Genomic DNA, 20,923 nt, shown 5'->3' with positions numbered 1-20,923 from the left:
ATAGTAGCATGAAGGATGAAGATTTATATGAAGAATGTAGAACGAATAAATGAAATTGTAAAGGGCTTTGATGAGCAATCATTTCAGAACGACCTGATTGAATGGTTCAAAGCTGAACAGCGCACACTTCCATGGCGTGAAAATCAGGACCCTTATCGCGTTTGGGTGTCTGAAATCATGCTTCAGCAGACTAAAGTCGATACGGTCATTCCATACTTCAATAATTTTATGGAAAGGTTTCCGACGCCGGAAGCACTTGCAGAAGCGGATGAACAGGAGGTTTTGAAAGCTTGGGAGGGCCTAGGTTACTATTCCCGGGCTCGTAACCTCCAAAACGCGATTCGGGAGGTAGTAGCATCCTATGATGGTCACGTACCTGACGAACCGGAAGAGCTGGGTGCGTTAAAAGGGATTGGACCATATACGAAAGGTGCGATTTTAAGTATTGCCTTCGATCAGCCTGAACCAGCCGTTGATGGAAATGTCATGCGAGTGTTAGCCAGAGTCTTGAATATCCATGATGATATAGCAAAGCAGTCGACACGAAAGCTTTTTGAACTGCTTATCAGGGAAACCATTTCAAAAGAAGATCCATCATCTTTCAATCAGGGGCTGATGGAATTAGGGGCACTCGTATGTACTCCGAAATCCCCAACATGTATGTTGTGCCCGGTTCAGAAACATTGCCGCGCTTACCATGAGGGGCTGGAACAAGAATTGCCCGTCAAAAAGAAGAAAAAGAAACAAAAGAAAATTCCATATTATGCTCTGATTGTTAAGAATGAAGAAGGGGAAGTATTGATCCAGCAGCGTCCGGCTGATGGTCTTCTAGCGAATCTATGGGAATTCCCGATGGCTCCTGCAACGGAGGTCGGTGAACAGGACCTCTCAGAATGGCTCAGGACAACATACGGTCTGGAAATTCGAAAGATGAGACATGTCGACCGAATCAAACACGTTTTTTCCCATATCATCTGGGAGATTGAAGTCTTGACAGTTGAAACAGAAGGTAGGGAAGCTGCACTTCCGAATGCGAAGTTCGTAACGTATAAAGAGTTGAGCGTTTATCCTTTTCCTGTTTCCCATCAAAAGATGTTGAAACACCTTTAATTGTATGTCGGGTCTGGCTGTACGAATGCCAGACCCTTTTTTTAGTCCATAGTTGGGTGTGTGCCGCTAGTCCATGTCGCTTCGTTCCTGACAAGGCCTCCGCGCTGCTCGATTTCCTCATTGATTTCCCTTAAAATCACAGTGCCCTCCTGGTTCAAATAAGGAGCGATCTGGGATAATGCGAAATGGAAATACGACAATTCTTTATCCTGCCAATCGTTTTTACTCATCATTGATAATTCACTCATGTCTCTTCCTACATACATGAAAACAAGCCTCCTTCTATATATGTATTATGCAAAGAATAGGGACAGCCTATTCGATGGTATTGGTTAATTATGGATATTTAATTTAAATGGATAATAGGGGTGCATGTGGGTATTCTAATTGTTGCGGAGGTGAAAAAGATGGCTAAAAACCAAAATCAAAACCAAAACCAAACTGCTGCTGGTACAAACAAACAGCATGTGAAACAACAAAACCAACAAGCTGCTCAACAAGGAGCTCAGCAACAACCACAAAAACAATATGGTGCTGAGTTCGCTTCTGAGACTGATGCACAGCAAGTGCGTAAGCAAAACCAACAGTCTCAAGCTAAAAAGAAATAATCAAGACCCCCGAATCTTTTCAAACAAAAAAGTTAGCTGTTCTTGCAGCTGCTGATGAATCGAGCCTGACCTACCATGGTCAGGCTCGATTTCTTTATGATGGAAACATACACCCTCACATACATAGTTGGATTTAACCCAAATATTTTCAATTGAAGAAACTTATCGTTATAATAGATAAAAGATGAAAAGACGAATACATTTACTACAAAGAGAGGGGGATATCATGCCTGCCCCAGAGCCTGGAAAAAGGATAGAGATACAAAGCTACAAGCACGACGGGAACCTGCACCGCGTATGGGAAAGTACCACTGTTCTCAAGGGGACCCGTAATGTTGTAATTGGTGCAAACGACCGTACACAAGTACATGAAAGTGATGGGCGGACATGGATAACCCGTGAACCTGCGATCTGTTATTTCCATTCCAAACATTGGTTCAACATCATCGGTATGCTGCGTAATGATGGAGTGTACTACTACTGCAACATCAGTTCACCATTCGTTTATGATGAAGAAGGCCTGAAATACATCGATTATGACCTTGATGTAAAGGTATTTCCGGATATGACGTATATCTTACTGGATGAAGATGAGTATGAACAACATAAAAAGGAAATGAACTATCCGAAAGTATTGGACAAAATACTTCATAACAATGTTGAGACCCTCATCCGCTGGATCCGTCAGCGGAAAGGACCTTTCTCAGGTGAATTCATCGATCAATGGTACGAACGGTATCTTACGTATCGATGAAATCCAACGTCCGAACTGAGCCGTGCCTCTATTGGCGCGGCTTCGTGTATGTAGAAAGGAGGACTGGAAAATGGATACGATCAAACGATATTTGAAATTTGTAAAACCCTATAAAGGAAAAATAATTCTTACCATCTGCATCGGAGTCATTAAGTTTGGAATTCCGTTATTATTACCTTTGATCATTCAATATGTGATTGATGACATCATCAATGGGGATATGTCCCAATCTGAAAAAATGGAGCAGTTGTGGTGGATCATGGGAGGAGCGTTCGTCATCTTCCTTGTCATCCGTCCACCAGTCGAATATATAAGGCAGTACATGGCACAATGGATCGGAAGTAAAATCCTCTACGATGTGAGAGATAAGCTGTTCGATCATATCCAGCGGCTGAGTTTAAGGTTTTACTCGAAAACAAAGACAGGGGAAGTCATTTCACGTGTCATCCATGATGTCGAACAGACGAAAACGTTCGTCATCACTGGGCTGATGAATATTTGGCTCGATATGTTCACGATAGTTATCGCCATCATTATCATGCTTACTTATGATCCTTGGTTAACACTCGTTGCCATTTCACTATTCCCGCTGTATGGATTCTCTGTAAAATTCTTTTATGCGAAGCTACGCAGGTTGACTCGAGAGCGCTCTCAGGCGCTGGCTGAAGTGCAAGGGCATTTACACGAGCGGGTTCAGGGAATGCCTGTCATCCGTAGCTTTGCACTTGAAGATTATGAACAGAAGCAATTTGATGTACAGAACTCGAATTTTCTTGATAAAGCTCTTAAGCACACCAACTGGAATGCATACACCTACTCAGTGACTAATACAATCACCGATCTTGCACCGATTCTTGTCATTCTTTTTGCGGGATACCAGGTCATCACCGGTTCATTGACAATCGGTGTTATGGTTGCGTTCATCGGTTATATGGACCGTGTTTACGGCCCATTGCGCAGGCTGGTCAATTCATCGACAGTTCTTACTCAATCCATCGCTTCCATGGACCGAGTGTTCGAATTCATCGATGAAAAGTATGATATCCAGGACAGTAAAGATGCAAAAGAATTGAAGAATGTAGATGGGGATGTCACATTCGATGGCGTTTCTTTCCGTTATGATGTAGAAGAACCACTTGTACTGAAGGATGTTTCGCTTGATATCAGGCAAGGCGAAACCATTGCCTTTGTAGGAATGAGTGGGGGAGGTAAGTCGACGCTCATCAGTTTGATCCCCCGTTTCTATGACGTGACGGGTGGAAGGATCCTCGTCGACGGTCAGGACATCCGGAATGTTCAGGCGCGCAGCCTTCGTGACAAAATCGGGATGGTCCTGCAGGATAACATTCTGTTCAGTGAATCGATAGAAATGAACATCAAAATGGGGAATCCTGAAGCTTCAGATGAAGACATGATTGCTGCAGCTAAAGCAGCCAATGCACATGAGTTCATCATGAATCTGACTGATGGCTACAAAACGATGGTAGGAGAGCGAGGAGTGAAGCTTTCCGGAGGGCAGAAGCAGCGTGTTGCAATTGCAAGAGTCTTCCTGAAAAATCCACCATTGCTTATTCTGGATGAAGCAACATCTGCGCTTGACTTGGAAAGTGAGCATCTGATCCAGGAGGCGTTGGAAAAATTAGCATCAGACCGGACAACATTCATCGTTGCTCACAGGCTATCAACCATCACGCATGCAGATCGCATCGTACTGATTGAAGACGGTGAAATCAAAGAAGTCGGATCTCACGACGAACTTATGCAGCTCCGCGGTGGATACTATAACCTATATCAAGTCCAGCAGCTGGATGATACCCCAACAGAATATATGGGAACATGAAAATGAAAAAGCCGAATCCATTTGCAGGATTCGGCTTTCTTTATATTCCTTGTGTGAGAAAGGGGAGGCGGGGAATGACTCGCTTTCCGCAGGCGTGCGGTGAGCCTCCTCGGACTACCGTCCTGTGGGGTCTCACCAGTCACTCCATTCCTGCTGGAGTCTCCCCATTCCCCGCCTTCCCTAGCCAATTAATATGAAGCAAATACAATAAAGGGAAAAGTAAAATCAAATCTCAACTCTTTATAGGCCGTTAACATAAATGATGTGGGTTTGGTGGGAAATGGCGAGACTCCCGTGGGAGAAGGAGCTAGGCAAGATCCCACAGGGCATTTGCCCGAGGAAGCTTGCCAGTTCCCCCACAGGAAAGCGAGTTGTTTCCCACCAAACCCAGTGCTCCCCCAGTAACGGCCCCAAAAAGGAATCGTACCAACTTATAATGATGGGTTGGTTTCGGTTGTTTTCAGGTGTTCTTCATGATGATATGCCTGATAGCTTTGAAGCAGACGTTGTAAATGTTCAAGCTGCTGGTGATATTCCATTAGCTGCGATGCGAGCGGAAGGAAGATAAGTTTATCCGCGTTTTGATCATTTTCGTACACCTGAATCAGCTTCTCCACAAGCATCGGGATGTCAGGGGAGTAGACATCATCGCGCAACGATTCTTTATGGGTACGCTTGATCCTGCCCATCAAACTTAATATCAGCTTTTCATGTGAATGGATGACTTTATCCAATTCATTGACCAACAGCTCCTGAAAATCCTTGGGAATATGTTCGATATCGTCGTCCAGACGATAGAAGGCTTTCAGTACATCAAACGACTTTTTCGTCGTACTGATCATCTGCCTGAAAAGGACAAGCTTTCTCGCTTTGGAAAAACGTCGTTTTCTCAAATAAGTCCGCTCTTCTGAATAAAGCAGATACGTGTGGTCGATCAGGCTGATTTCTTTCTGCAGCCGGTTGATCTCACTCTTCAGTGCAGGCTCATCGGATAAGTGACGGATAGTAACTCTGAGCCATTGCAGAATATCCGAGGTAGAACGATCGATTTTCTGGAAAAGTCTCGTTTCATATCTAGGTGGCAGAAACACGAGATTGACGATGAATGCTGCGAGAATCCCGATCATCAGTGAAGTGAAACGGGCAGCTGCGAAGTCGATGAATTGCAGCTCGGTTGTATCCATCAATGCTATCACCGCGACGACAGCAAGTGATATCGTGTTTTCATTCATTTTCAGGTTCATTGTCAAGCCGATGACAATGATGATTGCAAACCCTACGATAAAGGGATCATTCCCTAATGTAGAAACAGCAATTACAGCAACTGTTGCCCCGATGATGTTCGCCTGGATTTGTTCTATGATGGACTGATACGATCGGTAAATCGATGGCTGGATCGAAAAAACAGCGGCAATCGCTGCGAACACAGGGGAGGTGAAGCCGAATAAGGAAGCAACATATAAAGCAACTGCTACTGCCAGTCCGGTTTTTAGCATTCTTGCACCAAGTTTCATGACATGCATCATCCTTTGGAACTTTGTTCAAACGAAATAATCATACGCTATCCTGTAAATAGATAGAAGTGTTTTCACAAGTTTGTAGAATTTTTCAACATACCTTTATCATAAAGGAAAATCCACGAGGAGGATACCTCGTGGATGTTGCCTTCATTATTCGGTTGAAACGGACGGGTCTGCCTGGATTTTTTCTGGAACGACTTGAAGGAAGTGCTGCTCCGGATCTTCCAGTAACACCTTAAGTTGCTCTGCTTCCTCCTGCTGACCACTTTTATCAAGTATTTCAATGTATGAGGAAAGCATCTCAGTAATATCTGCAACCCCGATATCGTTGAGAGGCGTGATTGCTACTTTTGCGCCTTTGGCAATCCTTCGCTCCAATGCTTCTTTTGTGAGACCAAGTTCAGGTTGGTGGCGTAAATAGACCGCTCCACCTGTCATACCTGCGCACATCCATGGGCCGGGATCTCCGAGTACAAGACCTCTGCCGTTGGTCATATATTCAAACGCAAACCCTTTGATGCTGGCGTGAGTACCTAAATTACCTCGATCTTTTTCAGGCAGTTTGCTCTTTAGCTGCTGCCCGATGATAAGGTCTGCCCCGGAAAGACGGATTCCTGCTCGGGAATCTGCCATCCCTTGGACAAAGAGACTTCCTTTTTGTGCACCATATCCGAACCCTTTTCCTACGGAACCATTTACATACGTGCCTTCAGCGCCTTTGGACTTCAGAATGGCCAGTGTACCACCAAGAGCAGTTTTACCAACACCATCCTGTGCACCACCGGACACATTGGCGATGATTCCTTCAGAAATATAGGAACCGAATCCGTTACCGACAATCGAACCTTGATCATACGTCAATTCGACTGGATCCATGTGGTGATAGGAGCCATCGAGACGATTACGTACACGGTGACAGGAGACACGGCTCGTCAGGTTACGTTGTTCGCTTGTGACGCCGGAGAATGACCTCGACTCAAGCAGTGTATCCTGGTTGCCATCGAGATACTCTGCGCCTGCAGCCATTGCCAGACGGCGTTCGATCTCTTCCTCCTGAACTTGGTAAGCTTTGATTTCGCTGACCTCCAATTTTTCAAGAAGTGGAGAAAGGTCCATCCAATCGGTTCCCTTTGTCTGTTCAAGCAAATCGGAACGTCCGACGATTTCCTGTGTATTCGTAAACCCAAGAGCACCTGTCAGACGCTTCAGTTCTTCACCGAAGGTTTGGAACAGTGTCATCAAACCTTGGACAGATGGGTTATATTCTCTAGGGACGAATCTTCTCAGGCCGTGTTCTTTCGCCTGGGCTTCCGTATCAATCTGAGTTGCGATACCGACGTGACACGTATCTAAATGACACCCGCGGCATGCGGTACAGCCGACAGCAATCATTGATAATGTCCCAAACCCTACCCGGTTAGCACCGAGCAGCATCACCTTAAGGACATCGAGTGGACTTCTTAGGCCACCGTCCGCCCAAATCTCGACTTTATGGCGCATACCTGATTCAAGTAATGCGTTATGAGCAGCTTTCACACCAATTTCAACAGGAAGTCCAACGTTCTGAATGGCGTGGATCCTGGCTGCACCGGTACCACCATCAAAACCACTCAGAGTAATGAAGTCAGCACCCGCTTTTGCAATTCCGACAGCAATCGTTCCGATATTCGGAACAATCGGCACTTTGACGGCTACTTTCGCTTTATCATTCGCTGTTTTCAATTCAGAAATCATTTGTGCCAGGTCTTCGATGGAATAGATGTCATGGTTATTAGATGGCGAGATCAAGTCGGAACCGATCGTTGCATTTCTCGCCTCTGCAATCTTTGCAGTAACCTTGGAACCAGGCAAGTGTCCACCTTCCCCAGGCTTTGCCCCTTGACCGATCTTGATTTCAAGCAGGTTGGAGGAGTTCAACAGCTCTGCGTTGACACCGAAACGTCCAGATGCAATCTGCTGGCCGCGTGTGTTCGGATATTTGCCAAGCATATCTTTGATTTCTCCGCCTTCACCGTTAAAAGAAATCATGTTCAAGCGGTCAGCGGCTTCTGCATAAGCACGGAAAGCAGTTTCATTCTGTGATCCGAATGACATCGAACTGATCATGAAAGGAAAGTCATGATTCCCGACACGTAAGTCGACGTTTTCTGACGCTTTTGGTTGATCGCTTTCTTTCAACCCGGTAAGGTGACGGATCGTTAATGGGTTTTTCTCTTCAATGTCTTCAAGCTTTTCCCGGTAGGCATCAATCGGTTCACCTTTCGCAATATCTCCGATCGACTTCCAAAGCCGTGGCAGGACATGGTAGCTTCTTGCCGGCTTTGCTTTTTCATTTTGGAAATCTTCTCTGCGGGAAACTGCATCTTCTTTTAATGCCTTCCAGTTATAGGAAAGTTCGTTCGATCCCAGGAAGTTGGTGATCCGTAACAGATCTGAAAAATCCTCATGTAGCCCGATACTCGAAAATAGCCTTGCATAGCCGCGAAGTTCATGGATACCGATGGTTGAAATCACTTTTTCCAAGCCTTTGTTCAATGCATCATAAAGCTGGAAGGAAGGAGCCGTATCCTCTTCCTGGACGGTTGCAAACATAAGGTAAGGACTGATCGCATCAGCGCCAAGCCCAAACGTGACAATCAGATCATGTAACGACCGGATAGCACCGGAACGAATGATCAAGGAAGCTTTCCTCCGTTTTTGCTTTTCGACCAGGTGCTTGTCGACTGCAGATATGACAAGGAGTGGATCGATCCATAAGTGATTTTCTGAATGGCTCTGTCCATCATTGAGGGCAATCAGCTCATTGCCTTCATCCACTGCTTTCTCCACTTGTGCAGCTAATCGTTTCAATGCATCTGCTACACTTTCATCATCCTGACAAGTGATTGAAAGCTCAAAGCTTTTCCCGGGTTCGTTGAACATTTCGACCAGCTGCTCATAGGAAGGCTGGTTGTGTTCTTTAGATAACTCCAATCCATGTTTTCCTTCCAATAGGATTGGTGAAAGGAATTCCACAGTAAGGGGCTTATCCTGTTCTTTTTCGAATAGATCCGGGCGTCTGCCGAGAATGGTCCTTGTTGAAAAATGCTCCGCTTCACGATCACGGTCAATCGCCGGGTTCGTTACTACAGCGACACTTTCCTTAATGTAATCCGCGATATTCTTTCTTCCTTCGTTCATGGCAGCAAGTGGAACATCATGACCCAAGGATCGAATCGGCTCCGATCCTTTTTCAGCCATCTGTTCAAGGAATTGCATTTGTTCCCTGTCCCATCCGTAAGCGGAGTACCACCCATTGCTCACTTCTGTCAGAGTCGGGTTCGGACGGACATCCTTGAATGCAGGTGGGTGGAGACGTTTATGAAAGCCAGCGAAATCCAGGCGTTTGGAAAATCGTTGATAAACTTCTTCCTGATAAGCGAAATGGTCATATATTTTCGCTTTTCCATCATCCGTGTAGGTGACAGCTACTTTCTCACCGGGTGAAAGAGCTTGAGGATCAGTCACATAGTGATCATTCGTGAATATTCCAGGTTCAGATGAGAAGAAGTAGGCATCCTCTGTCTCCAGTTGCCACAAAGGTCTTAGTCCAAGTGAATCGAGACTGAATACTGTTTCCTGCTGATGCCTGGAAATGATACCTGCTGGTCCTTGGGCAAAATGTCCCCAGCTTTCACGAAGATAGGTGTACATATCCTGTAAATGCTCTGGGTAACTTTTGATTTCATTGACGATCGGCGGAAAAACGATATCTAGCGCTTCAAGAAGGCTATATCCATGTTTCTTTACAAGTGTCTCCACGGTGCGGTTTAAATCCTGGGAATCACTGCCTCCGTGTGTCAAAGGAACACCGATCATTTCCGCTTCATCACGAAGACGCGCAACCGTATTGATTTCTCCATTGTGTCCCAGCATAGAAAACGGCTGGACGCGGAAGAAGTTCGATAATGTATTGGTGGAATAGCGATTATGTCCTAATGTCATGCTGGAGGCAACATTCGGATCAGCAAGGTCCTTGTAGAATTCAGGCAGCTGATCGGCTGCGCCCATTACCTTGTACACAACATGATCATATGCCAAAGAAGCTACGTGTACTTGCAGGTTCTTTTCGATTTCAATCGTCAGGTTAAAAAGTTGTGAATCAAGCTGATTCTCTTTGCCAGGTGACAATGCGACCTGCCAGAAAACAGGTTCTTCCTTTTTGGCAAGAGGACCCAATGCTTCTGATTCAGTTCCATCAATCGTTTCATGAAGGATGGAAAAGTCTTTAGATGTAAAAAGACTTCTGATTTCTTCCTGAATCTTATCCACTTCACTGTTTTGATCGATGAAAATATGACCGATCGTGAAACTTTTCTCGTCCACAATACTGGAATCAATCCCGGCTTCCGTGAACTTATTTTTCCACAGCGCCTTTGGAAGGTCGATATGAACTCCGACACCGTCTCCTTCATGTTCGATGAAACCTGCACGGTGGTTCATGATGGAAAGGGATCGGATGACATCATCGATATTTTGTTTCGTAGGTTGATTGTATTTGTTGACGGAAGCAACAATACCACAAGCATCGTGTTCATGCAGATGATGATTTTTGAAAGAACTTGGACTCCATTTACTCATACTTCGGCCTTGATCCGGCCTTCACCTCCTGGATATATAGGTCTTTCAGTTGTTTGGGTTAGGAAAGTTTCCTTAGGGTCTGGATTGGATCGTGTGGTGAGCCAACCAGATGAATTGAAAAAAGAAGGGCTTTCGCATTGGATGCAAAAGCCAAGATTCCTCGAAAGGAAGGGAGTTCCAGCTAGGGAGTGCTGGAAACATATGAAAAGGGAAAGAAATGAAAACATGAATCATAATTCGTGGGAATTTTCAGAATTATAATTTTATAGTAGCATAAGCTCGGGGTTGAATCAATTGATTATTCAGACGATTGCATGAAAATACTGTCGAAATGAAAGGATTTACTAATCTGAATTATAGATATACCAATACAGTAAACGCTTACATAATTTTTTGAAAAAAATGTGTGATTTTCAGTTTGATAATCTTGTTCACTGTAATCTATTGCGTTAAATGAGAAAAAGCACGGGAGGAAAATGACTCGCTTTCCGCGGGGAAGGTGGCAAGTCTCCTCGGGCTTTAGCCCTGTGGGGTCTTGCCAACCTTTTCTTTCCCGCTGGAGTCTCATCATTTTCCTCCCGTGCTAACTTATTTAATTGCAAACGGACTTATCCATTTACTCAATGGAATTTCTGTTAATTAGTTATCCGCCATTTGTTTGAATGCTTCTTCTACTTTTGTAAGTGTCGTTTTGATATCTTCTTCTGTATGCGCAGTTGTCAGGAACCATGCTTCATATTTGGATGGGGCAAGGTTGATTCCTTGCTTCAGCATCAATTGGAAGAAACGGGCGAACATTTCGCCATCTGTGTTTTCTGCCTGCTCGTAATTCTCGATCGTTTCCTCTGTGAAATAAATCGTCAATGCACCTTTCAGACGATTGATGGTGATCGGAACATTATACGTGCTGGCATGTGTGAGAATACCCTCTTCCAAAATAGCTCCGAGGCGATCGAGCTCTTCATAGACGCCGTCTTGCTGCAATACTTCCAGACATGCAATGCCTGCTGCCATCGATGCCGGGTTGCCGGCCATCGTTCCAGCCTGATACGCAGGGCCAAGTGGAGCAACTTGTTCCATAACATCAGCTCTGCCGCCATATGCTCCGATCGGAAGGCCGCCTCCAATGATTTTACCCATTGCAGTCATATCCGGCTCAATATCGAGCAGCTGCTGGGCACTGCCGTATGTGAAGCGGAAGGCAGTAATGACTTCATCATAGATGACCAATGCTCCTGCATCATGGGTCACTTCATTGACCTGCTGAAGGAAGCCTGGCTTTGGTTCTACGATTCCGAAGTTACCGACGATCGGCTCCACCAATACAGCAGCAATTTCGTCTCCCCATTTGTCCATTGCTTCTTTGAAAGGCTCGATATCATTGAACGGAACGGTAATGACATCCGCTGCAATCGAAGCAGGGACTCCTGCAGAATCCGGTGTTCCTAATGTGGAAGGACCAGAACCAGCCGCTACGAGTACAAGATCTGAGTGACCGTGGTAACAGCCAGCGAACTTGATGATTTTATTTCTGCCTGTATAAGCACGGGCTACACGAATTGTCGTCATGACCGCTTCTGTACCTGAATTGACAAAACGCACTTTATCCATTGATGGAATTGCATCCTTCAGCATTTTGGCAAACTGGTTTTCAAGGGCGGTTGGCGTTCCGTAAAGTACACCATTTTGAGCTGCTTTCGTAATTGCTTCTGCAATATGAGGGTGAGCATGTCCAGTAACAATCGGGCCGTAAGCACCTAGGTAATCAATGTATTCATTTCCGTCGACATCCCAGAATCGTGAGCCTTTTGCACGATCCATATAAACTGGTGCTCCGCCACCGACTGCTTTATAGGATCTGGAAGGGGAGTTGACTCCTCCGACGATATGTTTTTGAGCTTCTTCATGAAGTTGTTCTGATTTAGTGAATTGCATCCTGTTACCTCCAACTGATCAAAATTCATTTCCCATTGTAGCATGATTGGGCAGTCCGCACAGTTATGTTCTTCCAAGCCGGACAAATGGCTTGTCAACAGGACCTCCCCTTGGATAGACTATGAATCATGTGTGTCACCTGGAGAGGAGTACGAACAGATGGAAAAAATGATGGAAATCAAAGAGCTGCGAAAAGAATTCAAATCCTATTCCAGCCGCTCTGGATTAAAAGGAGCGTTCAGGGATTTATTTACTAGAAATTATAAAGTGCTGAGAGCCGTCGATGATATATCGTTTACGGTGAGACCGGGAGAAATGGTCGGTTATATTGGGGAAAATGGTGCAGGGAAGTCCACCTCGATCAAAATGCTGACCGGCATCCTTACACCAACTTCCGGAACGGTGAATGTTAATGGGATGGACCCGCATAAAGAACGGGAAAAATTCGTTCGGACGATCGGAGTAGTGTTCGGGCAACGTTCCCAGTTATGGTGGGATATTGCCGTTCAGGAATCCTTCCGTCTGTTGAAAAAAGTGTACCGCGTATCTGATGAAGCGTATGAGGAGCATATGAGTCATGTCATTGAGACCTTGGATATCGGTCCTTTGCTTGATAAGCCGGTTCGAAAGTTATCGTTGGGACAGCGGATGCGGTGCGAACTCGCTGCAGCTTTGATTCATAACCCCCCGTTATTGTTTCTTGATGAACCAACAATCGGACTGGATGTCCTTGTGAAAAATAAAATCCGCCAGTTCCTTAAGGAAATCAATCAAAAGTACAATACGACGATTCTGCTTACCACCCATGATATTGCTGATATTGAAGCTCTATGTGACAGGGTGATCATGCTTGACCAAGGAAAAGTCATCTATGATGGGGCGCTTGATCATTTGAAGGAAAAATGGATGGAAGAAAAACAGATTGAATTCCAGTTTATCGACGAAGTGTCGAAAGAGGAACTGGACAACCTTACGAAGGGGATGCCTGTATTATGGCATCATGGAAAAGATGGCTGGAGGTGGACTGCATCCACTGAAGACCATGATGACTTGATTTCGGATTTGATTGCTAAAGTGGTGAATGCGCTAAAAATCAAAGACGTAAATGTCCAGTCGATTTCAATGGAGGAAATCGTCCGGAATATTTATGAAGAAGGTGCTGTTCGTGAGTAAGTACCTTGAAATGATCCGCATCCGCTTTTTGATGATGCTCGCTTATCGCACCAATTACTACACTGGAATCATCATCTATGCTATTAATATAGGAGCTTATTACTTCCTCTGGACAGCGATTTATGGAGGTAAGGAAGATATCGAAGGCCTTTCCGTCATCCAGATGGTCACGTATATTGCAGTTGCCTGGATGGCAAGAGCATTTTATTTCAACAATATCGACAGGGAAATTGCCCAGGAAATAAAAGAAGGGAAAGTTGCTGTCGAAATGATTCGACCATACAGTTATCTTGGTATGAAAACGATGCAGGGACTCGGGGAAGGGATCTTCCGGTTGCTCTTCTTTTCCATTCCAGGTATGTTCATCGTTTCACTGATCTTCCCGATTTCCTTTTCAGCATCTTTGAATATGTGGCTATGGTTTGCAGTATCGATCGTATTCAGCTTCATCGTCAATACTCAAATCAATTTGATCACCGGTATAATGACATTCTTTTTCTTTAATAATGATGGGTTGATCAGGGCAAAACGAGTGGTCATCGATTTATTCTCTGGGTTGCTGCTTCCAATCAGCTTCTATCCGTTGTGGGCGCAGGAGTTGATGGGATACTTCCCGTTCCAGGCGATCAGTTACATTCCGAGCATGATTTTCACTGAAGGTTTCAAAGGTGACGAGCTGTATCAGATGATCGGCTTTCAGATGATCTGGTCCGCATTGCTGCTGGTGCCAATCTATCTGCTTTGGATTCTAGCTAAAAAGCAACTGATCGTACAAGGAGGGTAAGCCATGTTTTATATAAAGATGTTCACCCAGTATATGGGCCAGTATATGAAAACGAGACTGCAATACCGCACGGATCTCGTTGTCGAATTTTTATCCGACCTGCTGTTCCAGGCAGTGAATCTTGTCTTCATTCTCGTCGTGTTCGGACATACGCAGCTGCTGGCAGGGTGGAGCAGGGAAGAAATCATTTTCATTTATGGCTTTTTCCTCGTTCCGTATGCGATCTTTTCTGCGTTCTTCAATATTTGGGATTTCAATGACCGGTATATCATCAAAGGGGAAATGGACAGGATCCTGACGAGGCCGATCCACAGTCTGTTCCAGGTCATCCTGGAGCGGATGGAATTGGAATCGTTGTTCGGGATGATCACTGGAGTGTCGATTATGATCTATGCTGGCATTAGACTTGATCTTACACTCAGCTGGTATGACCCGATTCTGTTCCTGCTGATGGTTATTGGTGGCGCGCTTGTCTACGGCGGAATTTTCGTGATGCTTGCAAGTATCGGGTTCTACTCGGATGCTAAGACAGCAATCATGCCGATGATGTACAACATCGGAAACTACGGGAGGTACCCTGTAGATATTTATAACGGAGTGATCCGTTTTGTACTTACATGGATTCTGCCATTCGCGTTTGTCGGTGTGTATCCTTCCGCATATTTCCTCGGACGGGAAGAATGGTATGGATATGCTTTCCTGACACCGGTGATTGGTGTTGCGTTTTTCCTGATTGCCATCTTCGTCTGGAATCAAGGAGTAAAACAATACCGGGGTGCTGGAAATTGAAAAATGCCTTCCTTTTTGGACGCTTCACACTAATCGGAGCGCCAGAAAGGAAGGCATCTTTTTGTTAATTAGTAGACAAATGCTGCACCTACAATGACCAACAAAATGAACAAAACGACGATCAACGCAAAACCGCTTCCGTATCCACCGCGACCCATTCAACACACCTCCTTGAACCGTTTATCCTATCCTATGCCGGAATAGAGAAGTGGGGTGTGCTTTTGCACAGTTGGGTGCAGTTTTAACATATTCGCCGGGCATGTCCTCATATAAATAGAAGAGAATGTACGCGTCTGGAGAGGATTCCATGATCGAGGTCATTTTCATTGTTATCATTACTTTACTGATCGGACTGAGCTTACGTTCGTTTTTTCGGCTGGTCATCTCGGAGTACCATCAATTTTCGCTGTCTGTATTTTTGGGTCTCGTCCTTTTATACAGTGTCATCATGTGTGGTTTCGGACTTGTCTATTTGATCTTATCCTTGAATGATGTCCAACTGCTAAGTCAGGGTCAATTGCAGGAATCCGCTTCGATGATGGAAAGAGTGGGACAAGCCATCTATTTCAGTGGTGTTACCTTATTGACTGTTGGATACGGAGATATCATCCCGATCGGCTGGGGAAGGCCGATTGCACTGTTTGAAGCGTTGATCGGCTACACGATTCCGGCTGCGCTGTTTGTAAAGGTGATGTACGAAACGAAGTACCCGCCGGATTAATGGAATTTTCCCTATGTATCCTGTATCCTTTCATATAGATAGTATTTATAGGAGGGATATTCTCGTGAGTGTAGATGTAGGAAAAAAAGCGCCAGATTTCGAGCTGAAAGCAAGTAATGGGGAAACAGTGAAGCTATCGGATTTTAAAGGGAAAAACGTCGTCCTTTATTTTTACCCGAAGGACATGACTCCGGGATGTACGACAGAGGCTTGTGATTTCCGGGATCATCATGAAAGCTTCGCAGACTTGGATGCGGTGATTCTTGGTGTGAGTCCAGATCCTGTGGAAAGACACGAGAAATTCATCGATAAGCACGATCTTCCTTTTCTGCTTTTGGCTGACGAAGATCACGCAGTAGCAGAAGATTATGGAGTATGGAAATTGAAAAAGAACTTCGGTAAAGAATATTATGGAATTGAGCGTGCCACGTTCATCATCGACAAAGACGGAAATCTAGCTAAAGAGTATCGTAAAGTCCGTGTCAAAGGACATGTCGAAGCAGCCCTGGAATATATCCGTGAAGAGCTGTAAGTTATTTTTAATAACTAGGTGATAGGTCTATACAAAAAAGGGGTATGGGAATACAGTATAGTATCAACCAATACCTCCCCTTTAATAGTGGCGCCGCAGAGATGTGGCGCCATTTTGATTAGGGGCGATTTTTGTGCAAAATAATCGGAAATCGGCTAACATGGAAGAAAGAGACAGACAAGGAGGCTTCGTTTGCAATGCTCGTGCTATCTGCCATAAAAAACGTAAAAGAAGATATCAAAGAAAATTTACTAGATAAGTTTGGAGAAGATGCAGAATTCAAATTTTGTCATGGTATAGATGAAGCAAAAGACTTTTTACCAGAAGCTGAAGTGTTCATTACATACGGAGAAGATCTTGATGACGCATTCGTCAAATCTGCAAAGAAGCTGAAATGGATCATGGTTCTCTCTGCGGGGATGGACATGATGCCATTTGAACAAATCGATAAGCAAGGGATTCTGGTGACGAATTCACGTGGTATCCACGCTGGGCCAATGGCGGAATATGCCATTTCGATGCTGTTGCAGGTCGCTCGACAGACGAAAGCATTGATCGAGCACGAAGAAAAGCACCTTTGGGATCGTCGAGTGAAGATGACTGAAATTTCGGGTAGTACGCTTGTCGTTGTGGGAACAGGTGCCATCGGTCAGGAAGTAGCCAGGCTTGCTAAGGCATTCAAGATAAAAACGATCGGGCTATCGAAAACAGGTAAAATGAAGCCGCATTTTGATGAAACGTTTCCTGTGGATCAATTGTACGACATTCTCCCGCGAGCGGACCGTGTCGTGGCGGTGCTTCCAAGCACACCTGAAACAGAGTACCTTCTAAAAGCAGAAGCATTTGAACAGATGTTGGATGATGCGGTGTTTTTGAATATGGGCAGAGGAGACCTGGTCGCAACAGAGGTCATACTGGAAGCAGTACGTTCCGGTCAAATCGCTCATGCTGTACTGGATGTGTTCGAACAGGAGCCTTTACCTGAAACAAGCCCATTATGGGATGAACCTTCAATAACGGTCACCCCACACCTATCCGGTATCTCCCCTCAATATATGTACAGAGGGTTTGAACTATTTGAAAAGAACATGGCAGTGTATTTGAGTGGTAAAGAAGATTTCATTAATAAAATCGACACAAAACGGGGGTATTGATGATGAAAATCTATACACGTTCAGGAGATAAAGGGACGACATCACTTGTTTACGGTGACAGAGTTGCCAAGAATGATTTGCGGGTTGAAGCATATGGTAATTGTGACGAAGTGAATTCGATGATCGGAATGGCTTTGAGCCAATTAACTGATGTAAGCTGGGACGGGAAGGACAGGTTTGTCGCGGTGATGCATAAAGTGCAGACCATTCTTTTTCATGTAGGTGCGGAACTCGCTACTCCGAAAGGGAAAGATGTGAAGTGGAAAGTGCAGGACCGACATATCAAAGAACTCGAAAGTCACATCGATGAGTGGGAGGAACAGCTGACCCCGCTTAAGAACTTCATCCTTCCTTCAGGCCATCAAGCTTCAGCTTCCTTGCACGTAGCCAGAACGATTGCGCGTCGAGCTGAACGGACAGCTGTCGCAGTGGGCGAAGAATTGAGTAACCCACTAGCCGTCTCGTATTTGAACAGACTATCCGACTTTTTGTTCGTGGCAGCACGCTATGTAAATAAAATCGCCGGCGGTGAGGAAACTACTCTTGAGGCAGATGTATAAGCAGTTTGCAACATACGTATATTGACAACAGTACTTCTTAAGGAGTAAACTATTTATAAGAATTCTTATTTAATAATTTTCTAAATGAAGAATCATTTAATGAAAGCGAGGTGCATGACGGTGTCTGACAAACGACTTCAGGAAGCAATCGTCACATTGAAGGACTCAGGTGTTCGCATTACACCTCAACGTCATGCGGTGCTTGAATATCTACTGAACTCTATGACTCACCCTACTGCTGATGAGATCTATAAAGCCTTGGAAGGTAAATTTCCAAACATGAGCGTAGCTACTGTCTACAACAATCTGCGCGTCTTTCGTGAAATAGGTCTTGTACGGGAATTGACCTATGGCGACTCATCAAGCCGGTTTGACTGTAACACTTCCGAGCATTACCACATCATTTGCGAATCATGTGGTAAGATCGTGGATTTCCATTATCCAAGTCTCAATGAAGTGGAGTCATTGGCGGAACAGGTGACTGGATTCAATGTAAGTCATCATCGCATGGAGGTTTATGGCACGTGTGAGGATTGCCAGGCGAAGAACGCACACTGATAATAATGGCGGAAAGCTGAAACTCGGCTTTCCGCTTTTTTTGTATAGGAGGAAAATATGCATTTACAAACAGACAGATTATGGATCAGGAAATTTCAAAAAGAAGATGAAACAAGCGTATTTACATATACATCAGACAGCAAAGTAATGAAATATATACCGGAAGGTCCCTTTACGAAACAAGGTGCTGCTGACTTTATTGCTGAGAACAGCGGGGAATCACCTGAGCATTTTGCTGTTGCTACAATAGAAGAAAATGTCTTAATCGGGCACATCACTTTCTTTAAGTATTTCGGAACACATACATATGAAATTGGCTGGGTGTTCAATCCGGACTTTTATAATCGAGGGTTTGCTACTGAAGCGGCACAGGGGGTGTTGGATTATGGATTTGAAAAAATGGATCTGCACCGAATTATTGCAACATGCCAACCTGATAACATTGCCTCTTACCGTATCATGGAAAAGATAGGAATGAGGAAGGAGGGTTATCATAAACAATGTATACCTAATGGGGACGACTGGTGGGATGAAGTGTATTATGCAGTCCTGAAAGATGAGTGGGAAGAAGCCCAACGTTTGAAGAAGTAAAAATTGATTGAGCTGCAAAAAAAAGATGTCCTATTGAAGGACATCTATCCGTATCGTTTACTTTTGCTGGTCTGCTTGTTTTTGATAACGTTTTGAGTTGTATTTTTCGTCGAACTCTTTTCCTTCCAATGACTGATCCATTGTCAACGGCTGCTTGCAGTGCATACATGCATCCACCCGACCGAGCATCTTCGTCGGCTTTTCACATGAAGGACAGATAATCTGGATAGTCTTTGTAGACAGCATACCAATCCAGAAATAGACGACCGTGCTTAACCCGATACAAAGGATACCAAGAATCATGAAAATGACCATCAGCCAAGTGATATCTTTGAAGATCAACCCGATATACATAACACCGAAACCAGCGAAAACCAGTCCAAGTGCAAAGGAACGTATCTTATTTATTTTACTGCTGTACTTAAGTGCCAATGAAGTCCCTCCTTCTATCTAAAAGGTAGTATAGCATATTTTTATTTTTCAATTGCAGTTTGAAAAGAGGAATTTGTACAATATTATCGAATTATTCAAGTATCCTTAATTTATCATTCTGGGGGAAAGAGCATGGAAGACTTATTACGTCCGATTTATCAAGAAAGGGCCAGCCAACCCAATACGCTAGGTATCCTAATTCTTGAGAAAAAGAAACCAGTCAGTCCCGTAACCGACAATTTTGATGTGATTCTATTCATTATAGTAAAAGAAGCGAAGGATCCTTGGTATGTGAAACATTATGAGTTCGAAAACAAGACAGCCGCTATGCACATCGTGGATGAAGCGACAATGAATAGGTGGATTGAATCAAGTTCCTATCGCCGTGCAGTAGAATGGGTGATCAATGGCCAAGTGGTATATGATCGTAATGAATATATGGTAGGACTTAAAGAACGCTTGCGTGATTTTCCTCAGGAAACACGTGACCTGAAAAAAGCGATCGAGTTCTCCAAGTTGATCAGAAGCTACACAGAATCAAAAGATCTTTTCGAATCCAGCCAGTACCTGGATGCTTACAGTCTGATGGTCCGATCGTTACATTACCTGGCGCGACTCGCCGTCATCGAAAAAGGGTTCCATCCGGAAGTGACAGTTTGGAACCAGGTAAGAAAGATTGAACCAGAAATCTACAAATTATATGAAGAATTGATTATGAGTGATGAAACGACAGAGAAGCGAGTACAATTAATGCTGCTTGCTGTAGAACATGCAATCAGTATCCGATCCGAAGCAAGTGCGAAACATCTGCTTGAGTTGATGAAGCAGAAGGATGACGCATGGACGTTCGGAGAACTGAAGGTCCATCCTGAAGTGCAACTCTATGCACTGGATCTTACAGCTATGATCGAGTACCTTACTGAGAAGGAACTTATTGAAGTTGAACTTCAAGCAACAAAAGGCATCAACATCTACCATCGTAGGTATAAACCAAGAGGCTATTAATAAAGAAAGCAAGGAAATCCCTTTTTCTTTCACCTTAAAGAAAAGGGGGTTTTTATTTAGAAAAGTTATTGACGGGGTCTGAAACCCGTGATATATTATTACTTGTCGCGTTAAGAGAGCGGCAACGAACGAAACAAACTAAATAAATATCATGAAAAAGTTGTTGACTTTAAAACAACCGCATGATATATTAGTTAAGTCGCTGTTTTGAACAGCAGACAACAAATTGATCTTTGA

The 20,923-nt window shown here is 44.3% G+C and carries 20 protein-coding genes; 14 read left to right on the top strand and 6 right to left on the bottom strand.

The window, feature by feature from the left end:
- The first annotated feature begins 27 nt into the window (after positions 1-27).
- The gene (mutY, locus tag ACFQ2J_RS15530) at positions 28-1,110 is read left to right on the top strand and encodes an A/G-specific adenine glycosylase (RefSeq protein WP_386062600.1); all 1,083 of its coding nucleotides are present in this window, start codon (positions 28-30) and stop codon (positions 1,108-1,110) included.
- Positions 1,111-1,151: 41 nt separating this feature from the next.
- Here mutY and ACFQ2J_RS15525 read toward each other — a convergent pair whose 3' ends face one another.
- Positions 1,152-1,376 carry a cytosolic protein gene (locus ACFQ2J_RS15525; RefSeq protein WP_386062597.1) on the bottom strand — a complete coding sequence of 75 codons (225 nt, stop codon included), beginning with the start codon at positions 1,374-1,376 and terminating at the stop codon, positions 1,152-1,154.
- Positions 1,377-1,517: 141 nt separating this feature from the next.
- On the opposite strand from ACFQ2J_RS15525, the gene ACFQ2J_RS15520 reads away from it, so the two are divergent.
- From ACFQ2J_RS15520 to ACFQ2J_RS15510, 3 genes are all read left to right on the top strand, one after another.
- Positions 1,518-1,718 carry a gamma-type small acid-soluble spore protein gene (locus ACFQ2J_RS15520; RefSeq protein ID WP_386062595.1) on the top strand — a complete coding sequence of 67 codons (201 nt, stop codon included), beginning with the start codon at positions 1,518-1,520 and terminating at the stop codon, positions 1,716-1,718.
- A gap of 226 nt (positions 1,719-1,944) precedes the next feature.
- Positions 1,945-2,472, top strand: coding sequence for a nucleoside tri-diphosphate phosphatase (gene ntdP, locus ACFQ2J_RS15515; protein WP_386062592.1), 528 nt, complete (start codon positions 1,945-1,947; stop codon positions 2,470-2,472).
- A 70-nt stretch (positions 2,473-2,542) separates the two neighbouring features.
- Complete coding sequence (locus tag ACFQ2J_RS15510; RefSeq protein ID WP_386062589.1) at positions 2,543-4,312, top strand: ABC transporter ATP-binding protein; 1,770 nt, start codon at positions 2,543-2,545, stop codon at positions 4,310-4,312.
- A 431-nt stretch (positions 4,313-4,743) separates the two neighbouring features.
- Here ACFQ2J_RS15510 and ACFQ2J_RS15505 read toward each other — a convergent pair whose 3' ends face one another.
- From ACFQ2J_RS15505 to ACFQ2J_RS15495, 3 genes are all read right to left on the bottom strand, one after another.
- Positions 4,744-5,826: an FUSC family protein gene (locus tag ACFQ2J_RS15505; RefSeq protein ID WP_386062586.1), complete on the bottom strand. Its 1,083-nt coding sequence runs from the start codon at positions 5,824-5,826 to the stop codon at positions 4,744-4,746.
- 156 nt (positions 5,827-5,982) lie between these two features.
- The gene (locus ACFQ2J_RS15500) at positions 5,983-10,452 is read right to left on the bottom strand and encodes a glutamate synthase-related protein (RefSeq protein WP_386062583.1); all 4,470 of its coding nucleotides are present in this window, start codon (positions 10,450-10,452) and stop codon (positions 5,983-5,985) included.
- A gap of 639 nt (positions 10,453-11,091) precedes the next feature.
- Positions 11,092-12,387: a glutamate-1-semialdehyde 2,1-aminomutase gene (locus ACFQ2J_RS15495; RefSeq protein ID WP_386062580.1), complete on the bottom strand. Its 1,296-nt coding sequence runs from the start codon at positions 12,385-12,387 to the stop codon at positions 11,092-11,094.
- A gap of 159 nt (positions 12,388-12,546) precedes the next feature.
- Here ACFQ2J_RS15495 and ACFQ2J_RS15490 point away from each other — a divergent pair, with 159 nt between their 5' ends.
- Genes ACFQ2J_RS15490 through ACFQ2J_RS15480 form a run of 3 tightly spaced genes read left to right on the top strand, consistent with a single transcriptional unit; the run spans position 12,547 to position 15,133 of the window.
- Positions 12,547-13,560: an ABC transporter ATP-binding protein gene (locus ACFQ2J_RS15490; RefSeq protein WP_386062577.1), complete on the top strand. Its 1,014-nt coding sequence runs from the start codon at positions 12,547-12,549 to the stop codon at positions 13,558-13,560.
- Positions 13,553-14,344, top strand: coding sequence for an ABC transporter permease (locus ACFQ2J_RS15485; RefSeq protein ID WP_386062574.1), 792 nt, complete (start codon positions 13,553-13,555; stop codon positions 14,342-14,344). The genes ACFQ2J_RS15490 and ACFQ2J_RS15485 overlap by 8 nt, the downstream gene beginning before the upstream one ends.
- A 3-nt stretch (positions 14,345-14,347) precedes the next feature.
- Complete coding sequence (locus ACFQ2J_RS15480; protein ID WP_386062571.1) at positions 14,348-15,133, top strand: ABC transporter permease; 786 nt, start codon at positions 14,348-14,350, stop codon at positions 15,131-15,133.
- A 68-nt stretch (positions 15,134-15,201) separates the two neighbouring features.
- Here ACFQ2J_RS15480 and ACFQ2J_RS15475 read toward each other — a convergent pair whose 3' ends face one another.
- Positions 15,202-15,291: a YjcZ family sporulation protein gene (locus ACFQ2J_RS15475; RefSeq protein WP_386062568.1), complete on the bottom strand. Its 90-nt coding sequence runs from the start codon at positions 15,289-15,291 to the stop codon at positions 15,202-15,204.
- 149 nt (positions 15,292-15,440) lie between these two features.
- On the opposite strand from ACFQ2J_RS15475, the gene ACFQ2J_RS15470 reads away from it, so the two are divergent.
- The 6 genes from ACFQ2J_RS15470 to ACFQ2J_RS15445 all read left to right on the top strand — a co-directional run bounded on the left by ACFQ2J_RS15470 (position 15,441) and on the right by ACFQ2J_RS15445 (position 19,249).
- Positions 15,441-15,854: a potassium channel family protein gene (locus ACFQ2J_RS15470; RefSeq protein WP_386062565.1), complete on the top strand. Its 414-nt coding sequence runs from the start codon at positions 15,441-15,443 to the stop codon at positions 15,852-15,854.
- A 64-nt stretch (positions 15,855-15,918) separates the two neighbouring features.
- Positions 15,919-16,386, top strand: a complete 468-nt coding sequence (bcp, locus tag ACFQ2J_RS15465; RefSeq protein WP_386062562.1) for a thioredoxin-dependent thiol peroxidase — start codon at positions 15,919-15,921, stop codon at positions 16,384-16,386.
- Between the two features lie 197 nt (positions 16,387-16,583).
- Positions 16,584-17,540 carry a D-2-hydroxyacid dehydrogenase gene (locus ACFQ2J_RS15460; RefSeq protein WP_386062560.1) on the top strand — a complete coding sequence of 319 codons (957 nt, stop codon included), beginning with the start codon at positions 16,584-16,586 and terminating at the stop codon, positions 17,538-17,540.
- Between the two features lie 2 nt (positions 17,541-17,542).
- Positions 17,543-18,100 (top strand): cob(I)yrinic acid a,c-diamide adenosyltransferase, encoded by a 558-nt coding sequence (locus tag ACFQ2J_RS15455; RefSeq protein ID WP_386062557.1) that lies wholly within the window; start codon positions 17,543-17,545, stop codon positions 18,098-18,100.
- Positions 18,101-18,214: 114 nt separating this feature from the next.
- Positions 18,215-18,658 (top strand): peroxide-responsive transcriptional repressor PerR, encoded by a 444-nt coding sequence (gene perR, locus ACFQ2J_RS15450; protein ID WP_386063987.1) that lies wholly within the window; start codon positions 18,215-18,217, stop codon positions 18,656-18,658.
- A 57-nt stretch (positions 18,659-18,715) separates the two neighbouring features.
- A complete protein-coding gene (locus tag ACFQ2J_RS15445) occupies positions 18,716-19,249 on the top strand; it encodes a GNAT family N-acetyltransferase (RefSeq protein ID WP_386062554.1) in 534 nt (177 codons plus the stop codon).
- Positions 19,250-19,306: 57 nt separating this feature from the next.
- Here the strand turns inward: ACFQ2J_RS15445 and ACFQ2J_RS15440 are convergent, their stop codons facing one another.
- Complete coding sequence (locus ACFQ2J_RS15440; protein ID WP_386062551.1) at positions 19,307-19,681, bottom strand: YgzB family protein; 375 nt, start codon at positions 19,679-19,681, stop codon at positions 19,307-19,309.
- A gap of 132 nt (positions 19,682-19,813) precedes the next feature.
- On the opposite strand from ACFQ2J_RS15440, the gene ACFQ2J_RS15435 reads away from it, so the two are divergent.
- Positions 19,814-20,686, top strand: coding sequence for a nucleotidyltransferase-like protein (locus tag ACFQ2J_RS15435; RefSeq protein ID WP_386062548.1), 873 nt, complete (start codon positions 19,814-19,816; stop codon positions 20,684-20,686).
- Positions 20,687-20,923 lie beyond the last annotated feature (237 nt).

It is taken from the genome of Thalassobacillus hwangdonensis, from assembly GCF_042675915.1.
GTDB lineage: Bacteria > Bacillota > Bacilli > Bacillales > Halobacillaceae > Thalassobacillus_A > Thalassobacillus_A hwangdonensis.
The sequence above is the reverse complement of the archived record's forward strand: the minus strand, read 5'-3'. Positions and strand labels throughout refer to the sequence as shown.

Coding starts and splice junctions, on each gene's coding strand:
- mutY (WP_386062600.1), top strand. CDS start 28: ATGAAGAATGTAGAACGAATAAATGAAATTGTAAAGGGCTTTGATGAG.
- ACFQ2J_RS15525 (WP_386062597.1), bottom strand. CDS start 1,376: ATGTATGTAGGAAGAGACATGAGTGAATTATCAATGATGAGTAAAAAC.
- ACFQ2J_RS15520 (WP_386062595.1), top strand. CDS start 1,518: ATGGCTAAAAACCAAAATCAAAACCAAAACCAAACTGCTGCTGGTACA.
- ntdP (WP_386062592.1), top strand. CDS start 1,945: ATGCCTGCCCCAGAGCCTGGAAAAAGGATAGAGATACAAAGCTACAAG.
- ACFQ2J_RS15510 (WP_386062589.1), top strand. CDS start 2,543: ATGGATACGATCAAACGATATTTGAAATTTGTAAAACCCTATAAAGGA.
- ACFQ2J_RS15505 (WP_386062586.1), bottom strand. CDS start 5,826: ATGAAACTTGGTGCAAGAATGCTAAAAACCGGACTGGCAGTAGCAGTT.
- ACFQ2J_RS15500 (WP_386062583.1), bottom strand. CDS start 10,452: ATGAGTAAATGGAGTCCAAGTTCTTTCAAAAATCATCATCTGCATGAA.
- ACFQ2J_RS15495 (WP_386062580.1), bottom strand. CDS start 12,387: ATGCAATTCACTAAATCAGAACAACTTCATGAAGAAGCTCAAAAACAT.
- ACFQ2J_RS15490 (WP_386062577.1), top strand. CDS start 12,547: ATGGAAAAAATGATGGAAATCAAAGAGCTGCGAAAAGAATTCAAATCC.
- ACFQ2J_RS15480 (WP_386062571.1), top strand. CDS start 14,348: ATGTTTTATATAAAGATGTTCACCCAGTATATGGGCCAGTATATGAAA.
- ACFQ2J_RS15475 (WP_386062568.1), bottom strand. CDS start 15,291: ATGGGTCGCGGTGGATACGGAAGCGGTTTTGCGTTGATCGTCGTTTTG.
- ACFQ2J_RS15470 (WP_386062565.1), top strand. CDS start 15,441: ATGATCGAGGTCATTTTCATTGTTATCATTACTTTACTGATCGGACTG.
- ACFQ2J_RS15460 (WP_386062560.1), top strand. CDS start 16,584: ATGCTCGTGCTATCTGCCATAAAAAACGTAAAAGAAGATATCAAAGAA.
- ACFQ2J_RS15455 (WP_386062557.1), top strand. CDS start 17,543: ATGAAAATCTATACACGTTCAGGAGATAAAGGGACGACATCACTTGTT.
- perR (WP_386063987.1), top strand. CDS start 18,215: ATGACGGTGTCTGACAAACGACTTCAGGAAGCAATCGTCACATTGAAG.
- ACFQ2J_RS15445 (WP_386062554.1), top strand. CDS start 18,716: ATGCATTTACAAACAGACAGATTATGGATCAGGAAATTTCAAAAAGAA.
- ACFQ2J_RS15435 (WP_386062548.1), top strand. CDS start 19,814: ATGGAAGACTTATTACGTCCGATTTATCAAGAAAGGGCCAGCCAACCC.